This is a genomic window from Pseudomonas hefeiensis, from assembly GCF_030687835.1.
Taxonomy (GTDB): Bacteria; Pseudomonadota; Gammaproteobacteria; order Pseudomonadales; family Pseudomonadaceae; genus Aquipseudomonas; species Aquipseudomonas hefeiensis.
Genome location: NZ_CP117449.1, coordinates 5,320,535 through 5,333,022, shown reverse-complemented (window position 1 = coordinate 5,333,022; position 12,488 = coordinate 5,320,535). Strand labels below are relative to the sequence as shown.

Here is a 12,488-nt window from a genome sequence, read left to right as displayed (position 1 = left end):
CTTGCCCGCGATGACGGCAGTGCAGGCGATGAAAGTTATGCGTTTTTACTGGAGCGGCTCCTCCGCCTTCTTGTGCTTCCAGCTGTCATTGCCCGGCAGGATCAGGTTCAGGGCGATTGCCACCACCGCGCACAGCGCGATGCCTTTGAGGCCGAAGTCGTCCGGGCCAGTGCCGGTGCCTACCAGCACACCGCCGATACCAAACACCAGCGTCACCGAAACGATCACCAGGTTGCGCGCTTCGCCAAGGTCGATCTGGTGGCGGATCAGCGTGTTCATGCCCACCGCCGCGATCGAGCCGAACAACAGGCACAGGATCCCGCCCATTACGGGCACTGGGATGCTTTGCAGGAGCGCGCCGAACTTGCCGATGAACGCCAGGCTGATGGCGAAGATCGCCGCCCAGGTCATGATTTTCGGATTGTAGTTCTTGGTCAGCATCACCGCGCCAGTGACCTCGGCGTAGGTGGTGTTGGGCGGGCCGCCGAACAGGCCGGCTGCGGTGGTGGCGATGCCATCGCCGAGCAGGGTGCGGTGCAGGCCGGGTTTTTTCAGGTAGTCGCGACCGGTCACGCTACCCACGGCGATGACCCCGCCGATGTGCTCGATGGCCGGCGCCAGGGCCACCGGCACGATGAACAGGATCGCCTGCCAGTTGAACTCCGGCGCGGTGAAGTTCGGCAAGGCGAACCACGGTGCGGCGGCGATTTTGGCGGTGTCCACCACACCAAAATAAAACGCCATGGCAAAGCCCACCAGCACGCCGGAGATGATCGGCACCAGGCGGAAAATGCCTTTGCCGAACACCGCGACGATCAGGGTAGTGAGCAGCGCTGGCATCGAGATCAGCATCGCCGTCTGGTAGGCAATCAGTTCAGTGCCGTCGCCGGCCTTGCCCATGGCCATGTTGGCGGCAATCGGTGCCATGGCCAGGCCGATGGAAATGATCACCGGCCCAATCACCACCGGCGGCAGCAAACGGTCAATAAATCCGGTGCCCTTGACCTTCACCGCCAGGCCCAGAAAGGTGTAGACGAAACCGGCCGCCATCACCCCGCCCATGGTCGCCGCCAGGCCGAACTGGCCCTTGGCGAGAATGATCGGGGTGATGAAGGCAAAGCTCGATGCCAGGAACACCGGCACCTGACCCCCGGTGATGATCTGGAACAGGATTGTTCCCAGGCCTGCGGTGAACAGCGCTACGTTCGGGTCCAGCCCGGTGATCAATGGCATCAGTACCAGCGCGCCGAAGGCGACGAACAGCATCTGCGCGCCGGATAATACCTGGCGCCAGAGCGGATCGTTGAACTCATCCTGCATGCTCAAGCGTCCTTCTGCTTGGTGCCGAAGATCTTGTCGCCGGCATCGCCCAGGCCCGGGATGATGTAGCCATGTTCGTTGAGTTTCTGGTCGATGGAAGCGGTGTAGATGGTGACGTCGGGGTGCGCGTCCTGCACTGCCTTGATACCTTCGGGGGCGGCGACCAGCACCATGGCGCGGATGTCCCGGCAACCGGCTTTTTTCAGCAGGTCGATGGTGGCGACCATGGAACTGCCGGTGGCGAGCATCGGATCGATGATCATTGCCAGGCGCTCGTCGATTTCCGGCACCAGTTTTTCCAGGTAGGTGTGAGCCTGCAGGGTCTGTTCGTTGCGGGCCACGCCCACGGCGCTGACCTTGGCGCCCGGGATCAGGCTCAGCACGCCTTCGAGCATGCCGATACCGGCACGCAGGATCGGCACTACGGTGATCTTCTTGCCGGCGATTTTTTCCACCTGGACCGTGCCAGCCCAGCCGTCGATTTCATAGGACTCCAGCGGCAGGTCCTTGGTGGCTTCGTAGGTGAGCAGTGCACCGACTTCCTGGGCAAGTTCGCGGAAGTTCTTCGTGCTAATGTCGGCGCGGCGCATCAGGCCGAGTTTATGTCTGATCAGCGGGTGGCGGATCTCGAGGATGGGCATGGGGAAAGCTCCGGCGGCGGGCAAAAAAACCGGCCTAGATTAATCTATCCGAGGGTGTTGTCCTATAGACAATACAGAACGTTAGTCCACAAACGCTTGATCTGGCCGGGCGGGATGCGTACCTTTGCCCGCTTTTCCGAAACCGTCCCTCCCCTCAACCTCCCCTGGAGAGCGCCATGTCCGCTGATCTCGAGCATATCCGTCAAATCATGCGAGAGGCTGACTGCCTGTACACCGAAGCTGAAGTCGAAGCGGCCATCGCCCGTGTCGGTGCGCAAATCAACGATCAATTGGCCGATTCCAACCCGGTGGTGTTCTGCGTCATGAACGGTGGGCTGATTTTCTCCGGCAAGCTGCTGACCTACCTGAACTTCCCGCTGGAAGCGTCCTACCTGCATGCCACCCGTTACCGCAACGAAACCAGTGGCGGTGACCTGTTCTGGAAAGCCAAGCCGGAAGTTTCGTTCATCGACCGCGACGTGCTGATCATCGACGACATCCTCGACGAAGGTCACACCCTGGGCGCCATCATCGACTTCTGCAAACATGCCGGTGCCCGCGCCGTGCACACCGCCGTGCTGATCGACAAGGACCACGACCGCAAGGCTCGTCCAGACCTGAAAGCCGATTTCGTTGGCCTGCCGTGCATTGACCGCTACATCTTCGGCTATGGCATGGACTACAAAGGTTACTGGCGCAACGCCAATGGTATTTTTGCCGTCAAGGGAATGTAATCGATGACTCGGCCGGGCTTTCTGGATCAAGTGCTGTTCGCTGAATTGGCCGAGAAAGCCGCGGCCAGTCCTCGCGGGCGCCAGCACCATAATTTTCATCAGATGGACGAGCCTTGCCATCGCATGGCGGTGGGCTTGCAACCGTCCACTTACATTGCGCCGCATCGCCACTTGAGCGCCGACAAGGCTGAAACCTTGCTGGTACTCAAGGGCCGGCTCGGTGTGTTGATCTTTGATGAAGCCGGGACGGTGGTGGACAAGCGCATCCTGCAGGCCGGTGGCGATTGCCTGGGTGTCGACCTGCCGGCCGGCGTGTACCACGGTTTAGTGGTGCTGGAAGCCGACAGCATGATGTTCGAGTGCAAGGCCGGGCCTTACCGCCCGGTAGGCGACGGTGAACTGGCCCTCTGGGCGCCCCGCGAAGGCGAGGCGGGGGTGGCGCAGTACCAGGCCTGGATGCGCGCTCAGTTCGACTGACGTTGCGTCAGGCTGGCAGTGAAGCTTCTGCGGCGAGGGGATTTATCCCCGTTGGGTTGCGAAGCGACCCTAAACCGATCGACCCCGATCAGCCTGACACACTGAGTCGCCTGATTTCAGGGCTGCTTCGCAGCCCAACGGGGATAAATCCCCTCGCCACATGAATCCGCTGCACAGCTACACCCTCGTCACAGATCAGGCCAGCTTCGAGTGAGCCGTGCTACCGGCCAGCCACTGCGCGCTTTTGACCCGTGCCTGCTCCAGGGTTTGCACATACGCCAGTTGGCGCTGCTCGCGATGGATGCCGGCGCGGCGCAACTTCAGGCGTACCCGTGGCGCGGTCGCCACCAGAATCAGGCCGATGCCCTGCTTGCGGTAGTCCTTGAGGATACTTTCAAAAGCCGCCAGCGCAGTCATGTCCAGCATCGGCACGGCGCTCATTTCCACCACCACCACTCGAACGCCCGGATCGAATTTGCGCAGCACATCCAGGGCCTTTTCTGCCGCGCCGAAGAACAGCGGTCCGCGGATTGCGTAGCAGCGAACGTGCTCGGGCATCTCCAGCAGGGCCTGATGGAAATGGCGCGGCAGTTCGGCGGTGTCCGTCAGCTCGCTCATGCGTTTGATGAACAGCCCGGCGGCCATCAGCAGGCCGACGGCGACGGCCAGGACCATGTCGAACAGGACAGTCAGGCTCAGGCAGGTCAGTAGCACCAGCACGTCACTGCGTGGGGCGATACGCAAAGTGTGCAGCACGTGTCCGGCTTCGCTCATGTTCCAGGCCACCATCACCAGCAACGCCGCCAGCGCCGCCATGGGCAGATAGCTGAACAACGGCGCCAACAGCACAATCGCCACCAGCACCACGAGGCTGTGAATGATCGCCGCCAGTGGTGACGACGCACCGCTGCGCACATTGGTGGCGCTGCGGGCAATCGCCGCCGTGGCAGTAATGCCGCCGAACAGTGGCGCAACCAGATTGCCCAGCCCTTGGCCGATCAGTTCGGCGTTGGGATCGTGTTTGCTGCCGGTCATGCCGTCGGCCACCACCGCGCACAACAGCGACTCAATGGCACCGAGCATGGCGATGGCGAAGGCAGGCGCCAGCAATTGGCGGATCAGCTCGTAGGACAGTCCCAAGGGCTGGCCCTGACCGTCCGCCAGATTCCAAGGCCAGTCGAAACTCGGCAAAAATGGCGGGATGCCGGGGTAACTGATGCCGTCGACCACGTAGCTGAAACGTTCGCCCAGTGTCGCGATCTGCCATCCGCCGCTTTCCAGCGCCAGCCCCAACAGGGCACCCACCAACAGGGCTACCAGATGTCCTGGAATACGGGGCACCCAGCGTGGCCAGACAATCAATACCGCCAGGCAGATGACGCCGATAAGGCCGTCGCCGAGCCGGGCGCTGGGCAGCGCCGTGATCAAGGCGCCCAGTTGCTCGATGTAATGCTCGGCGTTGCCGACAGTGCTCAGGCCCAGCAAGTCTTTGAGCTGCAAAGTGGCAATGACCACGCCGATTCCCGCGGTAAAGCCGAGAATGACCGGATAAGGAATGTACTGGATCAGCCGTCCGGCTCGCATCAGGCCGAGCGCGATCAGAATCATGCCCGCCAGCATCGTGCACAGCAGCAGGCCGCCCAGGCCGTATTGCTGGGTGATGGGCAGCAGGATCACCACAAACGCCGCTGTCGGCCCGCTCACGTTGAAACGCGAGCCGCCGGTGAGGGCAATCAGGGGGGCGGCCACCAGCACCGTGTACAAGCCGTGTTGCGGTGGGACGCCGACGGCGATTGCCAGGGCCATGGCCAAGGGGATGGCAATAATGCCAACGGTCAGGCCGGCCACAAGATCGCCACGCAGGCGCTCAAGGGTGTAACCGGCGCGCCAGGTTTGGCGCCAAGCGGCGAATAAGGGTGGGGCGGAGAAAGACATGGGCACTCCACGAAATGAGCGGGGCAAATACCGAATTCCCGGCAAACACCTAACCAGTGGCGAGGGGATTTATCCCCGTTGGGCTGCATAGCAGCTCCCGTCGGGTGGGGTGATCTGTCTGAATCACCGAGTATCCGGTTTAGGTCTGCTTCGCAGCCCAGCGGGGATAAATCCCCTCGCCACAAGGGGCATCATGTGATGCGAGGGCTGATGGCTCCTTGAGTATGCCGTGCTCGTCGCGCGGATGTATTGACCTGGATCGTTATTTTTACCACCTGGGCTCATGCTAGAGTGCCCGGCCAAGACCCTGGAGCCTGTCATGAGTGTCCTGACCCGCCGCTGCGCCGCTCTGTTGCTGATGTCCAGCCTGTCGTGGGCGGCCGTGGGCGCGCCGATGCACAGTCAATTTCTGCCTCCCGATGATCTGGCGGTGCGTCAGGAACAACCCGAACACCAGCAATTACTCCAAGTCACTGAGTATTCGGTGGTGCTGGGCAATCAGCGTCAGTCCAACCAGCAGCCGATACCGGTCACATCGCCATTGCTGGTACGCCTGAAAGGCAAGCCCTTGAATAAAGGCGCCACCCTCAACCAGGTGATCCTGAACTTCGACGGCGAAAGCAAAAGCCTGAAGAAACCTGCCTTCGACGAAGCGAGCAGGACCCTGACCCTGTCTTATCCACAGGCCCAGTATCAGGTGGTGATCGATCTGCTGCGCAGCGACACGGTGTACGTGCAGTTCCTCAGCTACGCCAACGGCCATATCTGGGCCGATCTGCACACTGGCGCTGTACGCCCGCGTTGAGCCCCGAGGCCTGCCGGGGGTAAACTGCCCGCCCCGTGAACTGTGCGAGCTGGAGCCCGGCAATGCGTAAAGACAAGAAACAAGTGATTGGTGACGAGATTGGCGATGAGCAGATCAAGCTGTTCCTCAATTTCGATCCGGTCGATGCCACTTCGCCGTCGCTGCACAAACTGATCAAGGCCTACCGTGGCTTGCGGGTCGACGACTTCGAGCGGTTCCTGGCGTTTTTCGTCGAGGCCGGTTACGACCTCAATGGCAAGGATGAGCACGGCAACGATTTCGTCGCGCTGATCCAGGATCAGCGCCATGCCGAGGAGTACGTCGAGTTGATCAACAAGGCTCGCGGTTAAACCTTTTAAACAAAAACGCCCCGCTCTCAGAAAGAACGGGGCGTTTTTTATGCGGTTGGATCAAGCGAAGCTGGGTGTCTCGCTGCTTTCTTCAACCAGTTCCAGGGCGACGTTGTTTTGCGCATTGACCTTGCGATACAGCGCCGCGTCGGTTTCCAGCACTTTTTCCCGCGCCGGGAAGATCTCCGCGAGTTTGCTCGCCCACTCTCCCTTGGTTTTGTCCGGGAAGCAGCGCTCGATCAGGTCCAGCATGATCGAGACGGTCACCGAAGCACCGGGCGATGCGCCGAGCAAGGCGGCGAGGGTGCCGTCCTTGGCCGCCACCAGTTCGGTGCCAAACTGCAGGACGCCGCCTTTCTTCGGGTCTTTCTTGATGATCTGAACCCGTTGGCCGGCCACTTCCAGGCGCCAGTCCTCGGCTTTCGCCTCGGGGTAGAAGCGGCGCAGGGATTCCAGGCGCTGGTCCATGGACTGCATCACTTCGCTGATCAGGTACTTGGTCAGGTCCATGTTGTCCCGAGCCACGGCCAGCATCGGGCCGATGTTGCCGGCGCGTACCGACAGCGGCAGGTCCATGATCGAGCCGTGCTTGAGGAACTTGGTGGTGAAGCCGGCGTATGGTCCGAACAGCAGGGATTTCTTGCCATCGACCACGCGGGTGTCCAGGTGCGGCACGGACATCGGTGGCGAGCCCACGGCGGCCTGGCTGTAGACCTTGGCCTGGTGGTGCTTGACCACTTCCGGGTTGTCGCAACGCAGCCACTGGCCGCTGACCGGGAAGCCACCGAAGCCTTTGCTTTCTTCGATGCCCGAGGCTTGCAGCAGCGGCAATGCAGCACCACCGGCGCCCAGGAAGACGAATTTGGCATCGACTTCGCGGCTGCTGCCGGAATTGACGTCCTTGATGCTGACGGTCCAGCCAGCACCATTGCGCTTGAGGTCGGTGACGCGCTTGCAATACTTGACCTGGGTGTCCGGGGCGCTGGTCAGGTGCTTGAGCAACTGATTGGTCAGGGCGCCGAAGTTGACGTCGGTGCCATTCATTACACGGGTGGCGGCGATGACTTCGTCAGTTGGCCGGCCCGGCATCATCAGCGGCATCCACTCGGCCATCAGGGCCTTGTCCTCGGTGTATTCCATGTCAGCGAAGGCATGATGCTGATGCATCAGTTCAAAGCGCTTTTTCAGGAACGACACGCCTTTTTCACCCTGCACGAAGCTCAGGTGCGGGACGGGGGCAATGAAGGATTTGGATGAGCCGAACGTGCCTTTTTTGGTCAGGTACGTCCAGAACTGCTTCGACACCTCGAACTGGGTGTTGATGTGCACGGCTTTCTTGATGTCGACACTGCCATCGGCTGCCTGGGGCGTGTAGTTCAGCTCACACAGCCCGGCGTGGCCGGTGCCGGCGTTGTTCCACGGGTTGGAACTCTCCGCGGCACCGGAATCCATCAACTCGACGACTTCCAGCGAGATCGCGGGGTCGAGTTCCTTGAGCAGCACGGCCAGGGTGGCACTCATGATGCCGGCCCCTACCAGAACTACATCGACTGCTTCGTTATGCGCCATTTAACGCGTCTCCAAAATCTGCAGCACCAAATTGTCGGCATGGCGGCCAGGAGTGGCGGGGCAGGTCAGTTGCGCCCCAGGTATCCATGGCCAGGATCGCCATGTCCGAATCTTCGCAATTTTTTGCAACTACTGCGGATGCATGCAGCCTGGCCTCAGAGTCCCATGAACTCATTTAAGCGCCGGGCAGGCAATTCGACTTATGGCCGAGACATCCGTTCGTGCAACCAAATCCGTAGCGGACAGGCTTCAGGCGCCGGTTCTTGAGCGATAGGCGGTCCTGTGTCGTTGGGCTGTTTCAGACGCTAATGGTGCTTGTTCAGACGCAAAACTATTCATTTGCTCGCCACACTCTCGTGAAGTTGTGAAAACCCGTTTTTTCACGCTCTTTTGAAGACGTGAACCTCAAAAAAGGGCTGTCCCAGCCTGGCACCGCGCCCGGTTTGGTTTGCCCCCATGTAATACATGACAGGCAAAACGGGCAGACAGCTCAGTGACCGAGCGTAATGACAGCTCTGCAGATTCGCGAAAAGCGGTGATTTGCTTGAAGAACAGCAAGCGCGCCAGCTTCACTCGATCTGTGTGGGCGGCTCTCTGTGGGCGGTGCGAGGTGCCAATACCAGTGCATTAGCGGTGTTGCGAGGCCCGATCAGGAGACGTCCTTATAATCGGGGGCAGATTGTATCGAAGAAACGCAGGGAAATGGTCGTGTTTAATGACTTTTATTAGCCTTCCGGTCAGACGGCCAACAGTTGACGGTTGCGTGGGCGAGTGCCAAGGGTTCGCACGCGGGCGCTGGCGGGCAATGGCTGGTGCAGCCAGTTCAGACGGATCTCTTCGATTTCCACCCAACCTTCGCCCATGGGCTGCAGGCTGCATTGCTTGAAGGCCTGGCAACGGCCGTCGCGGTCCAGCAGGGCGAAGCAGCGGTGCTGTGGGCGCGGGGTGAACAGGGAAATGAGAAAACGCATGGTCGGACACCGTGTCGGAGAGCTTGTGACAAGGCTGACAGGGGGCCATGACACACCGGTGTAAGGATCATGACAATGCCATGACACGAGCCGGTTTTCCCACGCCGTGTCAGGCATTTGAGTATTCATCGTGCAGCGCTAGTTCACCGCCATGGCGCACCGCTATACTGCGGGCCTGTTTTGTGCCCGATTCTGGAGAGAAGAGCATGTTGCAACGCCTGTTGTTCGGTTTGATCGCTGTGACCAGTCTGGCCCTCGTCGGCTGCGCCCACAGCCCGCAACAACTTAACCCGGAGCCCAAGCTCAACGCCCAGCTGGCGCCTGTAGGGCGCGGTCAGCCGGTGGTGGTGCGGGTAGTGGACGGTCGTCCGTCACCGACCCTCGGCACCCGCGGTGGCCTGTACCCGGAAACCAGCGTGATCACGGTGCAGGGCGCGCAGATCCTGCCCAAGCTGCAGGCCCAGGCCGAAGCGGCGGTGCGTTTGCTGGGCTTCACCCCCACCGCCAACGCGATGAATGCACCGCAACTGACCGTCACCCTGGCCGAGCTCAAGTACCAGTCGCCCAAGGAAGGCATGTATGTGACCGAAGCCACCATCGGCGCGACCTTCCGTTCCGAGGTGCAGAACGCCAATCGCCGCTACAGCGGTCGTTATGGTGCTTCGTTGGACCAGCGCTTCGGTATGGCGCCTAACCAGGACACCAACACCAAGCTGGTCAGCGACGTGTTGAGTGACGCTCTGACACGTCTGTTCAAGGACCCGAGCATCGGTCAGGTGCTGGCTGAGTAAGGTATCGACCACATGACCCTGGGCTGCAATGGCCCAGTGGTTGCGATCAGATGTGTGAAAGCAAGACCTGTGAAAGCAAAACTTGTGAAAGCAAGACCTGTGGGAACAAGACCTGTGGGAGCAAGGCTTGCCCGCGATAGCGATCTGTGCTTCACCGCATTATCGAAGGTGCCGTCCTCATCGCGGGCAAGCCTTGCTCCCACAGAGTGAAACCTTCATGCAGCCTCTGAATACAACTCCAGCACACTGATTCCGGTCAGCAGGTCTGCCTCGGGCAGGTCGGCGTGTTGATGGCCGCCGAGGGCGCAATACACCAGCCAATGCCGGTCCTGCACGTTGAAAGACAGGCTGCCGACGAGGTTCTGTTGCTCGTCGCTCGGGCTGATGAGATAGAGACGGTCCTGGTTTTCGGCGTGGAGCATGGCGGGTTCCGGGCGGGTTTGAAGGGCGACAGGGTGGCCTATCCAGATGACGAAACCGTGACGACTGGAATTAGCAGGATTGAACCTGTGGCGAGGGGATTTATCCCCGCTGGGTCGCGAAGCGGCCCCTGGGACGTCTGTCTTGCTTAAGCGTTTGCGAGCTCTGAGCACTCGAGCGGGGATAAATCCCCTCGCCACAAAGTCTGCGCGCCATCGTCCCAATTGATCGTTATTGGTCGGAAAAAGTGCAGTAGGCGAGGGAGCTTTCGGTAGAATTCACACCGTTCGTAGGTTTCGGGCGCGTCCTGTCCGTCTATTGCTTGAGGTTTGTGATGTCGCTGCATTTGTTTTCGTTGTTCGCTGCTCACCCCGCCAAACTGATCAACCTGCTCGCATTGTTGTTTGCCTGTCCGGGCGGCTGGGTGCTGCATGCCACGCGCCGCCGTGAACAGCGGGCGCGTGCCTGTCTTGAGGCGCGCAAAGGCGACGGTGAGGAGCGATTCGAAGCCTTGCTGGACCTGGCGACCCAGCGCATGAACCGGTTTTTCTACCGTTTCGGTTTTGCCTGCCTGGGACTGGCACTGCTGGTGTCGTGGGTCAGCACACAGTTCTGATGGCTAAAAAAAGATCGCCGCCTTCGGCAGCTCCACATGGATCGATATTCATCCTGTAGGCGCTGCCGAAGGCTGCGATCTTTTTGACAGGCGCCGTTTAAAGCGCCAATCCCGCCTTGACCCGATACTGATTGCGCACCGGCGTCGCATATTGCAGCACCAGGAACGGCCGGTGCTCAGGCGGGCAAGCGTCCAGCCGGCGTTGCCATTCTTCCTGGGCCTTGGCCAGTTCGTCGGCGCCGAATACCTGGGCCGCTGTCGGCACCTGCAACTGCGGGTCGGCGTCGGCCCATTGGGCGTAAGCCAGGTAATGCACCGGGAACAGGCGGTAGCCGCCGAGAATCTGCCGGTCCATTTCCTGGGCCAGTTGCTTGGTGTCCTCGAACAGCTCGGTGATCGGCGCGGCGAAGTTCACGTGGACCCGGCCCTTGTAGCCGGTTATGCCCTTGGCGATGCTCACGTCGTCCTCGCCCGGTACCTTGGTGTAGGTGCCGGTGGTGGCGCGGATGTACAGCTCACGGGCCTTGGCCTGGTCGCACGGGTCGTATTCGTAGCTGATGGACACTGGTGTGAGGTTCAGCGACTGGATGACCTCGCCGAACGGTTCGTCCTTGCGGCTCATGTGGAACATCTTGAGGATCGCCGATTCGGTACGGTCGTCACCGTCCTTGGCCCGGCCCTCGGCCTGGGCAATCCAGATCGAAGCGCAGTCGTTGCGGATCGAGTGATTGATGTACGCCGAGAGCAACTGGTACGCGGCCATTTTTTCCCGTCGCCCAGTGATGGAGCGGTGCACGATGAAGCTTTTGTTCAGGCGCATCAGGTCACTGACAAAGGGCTTCTGCAACAGATTGTCGCCAATGGCGATGCGTGGCGTCGGCAAGCCGGCGTGGTACACGGCGTAGTTGACGAAGGCCGGATCCATCACGATGTCGCGGTGGTTGGCGATGAACAGGTACGCGCTGCCGGATTTGAATTGCTCCACCCCGGTGTAGGTCACGCCATCGGTGGCGCGCTCGATCGTGTGGTCGACATAGAACTCCACTTTGTCCTGCAATGTGGCGACCGATGTCACGCCGGCAAACTCACGACGCAACCTTTGCGCTATAAGAGGCTTGAGCATCCAGCCGAAAGCCCCGGCCAGGCGTGGGAAGCGGAAGTGGGTGAGGATATCTAGAAACGCCTTGTCGCCGAGCAGCCGCGCCAGCACCGCTGGGACTTCGCTGTCGTCGTAAGGTCGGATGGCATCGAATTCGCCCATCATGCTCTCTTGTAGGAAACGGCTAGGGTAAGTAAAGGTTCGATCGAAAAACCGACAAGGCACGGTCTGGAAGATAAGCCAGACAAAAATAGCCCTGCAAACAGACCGGCGATTATACGCACAAGTCACCTGGGAGACCGCGATGCTGGAAACCGCTCCGTATGAATGTCCGTATTGTGGTGAGGAAGTGGAAACGTTGGTGGACCTGTCCGGCGGCGATCAGACCTATATCGAGGACTGTCAGGTCTGTTGCCGACCGATAACATTTGTCCTGCAGGTCCACGATGAAGAATGGCATCTGGAAGTCTTCAGTGAAAACGAATGATGGGGGATGTCCATGCAGCGAATCTACGAGCTGGAAAACCTGATGGAAGGTGAACTGCTCCAGGGCATGCTCGCCAGCGAAGGCATCACGGCGCACCTGGTGGGCCGGGATCTGGTGGGCGGTGCCGGCGAGTTGCCGATGTACGGCCTGCTGGGGCTGGCGGTGGAGGACGACCAGGCGCAATACGCCCGGGAGCTGATCGCCGCCTACAATGCCGCGCTGCCATTGCCCGGCGATGAGCCGGACAGTTACCCCGGCACATTGGTCTGTTAG

General features: G+C 60.6%; 15 protein-coding genes. 8 read left to right on the top strand and 7 right to left on the bottom strand.

Features of this window, described 5'->3' with window-relative positions; all coding sequences use genetic code 11:
• Positions 1–45 precede the first annotated feature (45 nt).
• Together PSH57_RS24020 and upp are read right to left on the bottom strand one after the other, a co-directional pair.
• A complete protein-coding gene (locus PSH57_RS24020; RefSeq protein ID WP_305385871.1) occupies positions 46–1,320 on the bottom strand; it encodes a uracil-xanthine permease family protein in 1,275 nt (424 codons plus the stop codon).
• Between the two features lie 2 nt (positions 1,321–1,322).
• Complete coding sequence (gene upp, locus PSH57_RS24015; protein ID WP_003185330.1) at positions 1,323–1,961, bottom strand: uracil phosphoribosyltransferase; 639 nt, start codon at positions 1,959–1,961, stop codon at positions 1,323–1,325.
• 176 nt (positions 1,962–2,137) lie between these two features.
• Here upp and PSH57_RS24010 point away from each other — a divergent pair, with 176 nt between their 5' ends.
• Positions 2,138–2,695, top strand: coding sequence for a hypoxanthine-guanine phosphoribosyltransferase (locus tag PSH57_RS24010; RefSeq protein WP_047229412.1), 558 nt, complete (start codon positions 2,138–2,140; stop codon positions 2,693–2,695).
• Positions 2,696–2,698: 3 nt separating this feature from the next.
• On the top strand, positions 2,699–3,172 hold the full coding sequence (locus PSH57_RS24005; RefSeq protein WP_305385870.1) for a WbuC family cupin fold metalloprotein: 474 nt from the start codon (positions 2,699–2,701) through the stop codon (positions 3,170–3,172).
• A gap of 195 nt (positions 3,173–3,367) precedes the next feature.
• Here PSH57_RS24005 and dauA read toward each other — a convergent pair whose 3' ends face one another.
• Entirely contained in the window at positions 3,368–5,107 is a 1,740-nt protein-coding gene (gene dauA, locus PSH57_RS24000; protein ID WP_305385869.1) for a C4-dicarboxylic acid transporter DauA, read from the bottom strand.
• Between the two features lie 319 nt (positions 5,108–5,426).
• On the opposite strand from dauA, the gene PSH57_RS23995 reads away from it, so the two are divergent.
• Both PSH57_RS23995 and PSH57_RS23990 read left to right on the top strand, forming a co-directional pair.
• Positions 5,427–5,912, top strand: a complete 486-nt coding sequence (locus PSH57_RS23995; protein ID WP_305385868.1) for a hypothetical protein — start codon at positions 5,427–5,429, stop codon at positions 5,910–5,912.
• Positions 5,913–5,974: 62 nt separating this feature from the next.
• The gene (locus tag PSH57_RS23990; protein WP_305385867.1) at positions 5,975–6,262 is read left to right on the top strand and encodes a PA4642 family protein; all 288 of its coding nucleotides are present in this window, start codon (positions 5,975–5,977) and stop codon (positions 6,260–6,262) included.
• A 60-nt stretch (positions 6,263–6,322) separates the two neighbouring features.
• Here the strand turns inward: PSH57_RS23990 and mqo are convergent, their stop codons facing one another.
• Positions 6,323–7,831 carry a malate dehydrogenase (quinone) gene (gene mqo, locus PSH57_RS23985; protein WP_305385866.1) on the bottom strand — a complete coding sequence of 503 codons (1,509 nt, stop codon included), beginning with the start codon at positions 7,829–7,831 and terminating at the stop codon, positions 6,323–6,325.
• 737 nt (positions 7,832–8,568) lie between these two features.
• Complete coding sequence (locus tag PSH57_RS23980) at positions 8,569–8,802, bottom strand: hypothetical protein (protein WP_305385865.1); 234 nt, start codon at positions 8,800–8,802, stop codon at positions 8,569–8,571.
• A gap of 206 nt (positions 8,803–9,008) precedes the next feature.
• On the opposite strand from PSH57_RS23980, the gene PSH57_RS23975 reads away from it, so the two are divergent.
• Complete coding sequence (locus tag PSH57_RS23975) at positions 9,009–9,593, top strand: YajG family lipoprotein (protein WP_305385864.1); 585 nt, start codon at positions 9,009–9,011, stop codon at positions 9,591–9,593.
• A 215-nt stretch (positions 9,594–9,808) separates the two neighbouring features.
• On the opposite strand, the gene PSH57_RS23970 is transcribed toward PSH57_RS23975, so the two are convergent.
• Positions 9,809–10,015 carry a hypothetical protein gene (locus PSH57_RS23970; protein ID WP_305385863.1) on the bottom strand — a complete coding sequence of 69 codons (207 nt, stop codon included), beginning with the start codon at positions 10,013–10,015 and terminating at the stop codon, positions 9,809–9,811.
• A gap of 332 nt (positions 10,016–10,347) precedes the next feature.
• Here PSH57_RS23970 and PSH57_RS23965 point away from each other — a divergent pair, with 332 nt between their 5' ends.
• Positions 10,348–10,629: a hypothetical protein gene (locus PSH57_RS23965; protein ID WP_256230928.1), complete on the top strand. Its 282-nt coding sequence runs from the start codon at positions 10,348–10,350 to the stop codon at positions 10,627–10,629.
• A gap of 97 nt (positions 10,630–10,726) precedes the next feature.
• Here PSH57_RS23965 and PSH57_RS23960 read toward each other — a convergent pair whose 3' ends face one another.
• Positions 10,727–11,893 carry a 1-acyl-sn-glycerol-3-phosphate acyltransferase gene (locus PSH57_RS23960; RefSeq protein WP_256230927.1) on the bottom strand — a complete coding sequence of 389 codons (1,167 nt, stop codon included), beginning with the start codon at positions 11,891–11,893 and terminating at the stop codon, positions 10,727–10,729.
• Positions 11,894–12,032: 139 nt separating this feature from the next.
• Between PSH57_RS23960 and PSH57_RS23955 the strand changes: the two genes are divergently transcribed.
• Together PSH57_RS23955 and PSH57_RS23950 are read left to right on the top strand one after the other, a co-directional pair.
• Positions 12,033–12,215 carry a CPXCG motif-containing cysteine-rich protein gene (locus PSH57_RS23955; protein WP_047229423.1) on the top strand — a complete coding sequence of 61 codons (183 nt, stop codon included), beginning with the start codon at positions 12,033–12,035 and terminating at the stop codon, positions 12,213–12,215.
• 12 nt (positions 12,216–12,227) lie between these two features.
• On the top strand, positions 12,228–12,488 hold the full coding sequence (locus PSH57_RS23950; protein WP_014340166.1) for a putative signal transducing protein: 261 nt from the start codon (positions 12,228–12,230) through the stop codon (positions 12,486–12,488).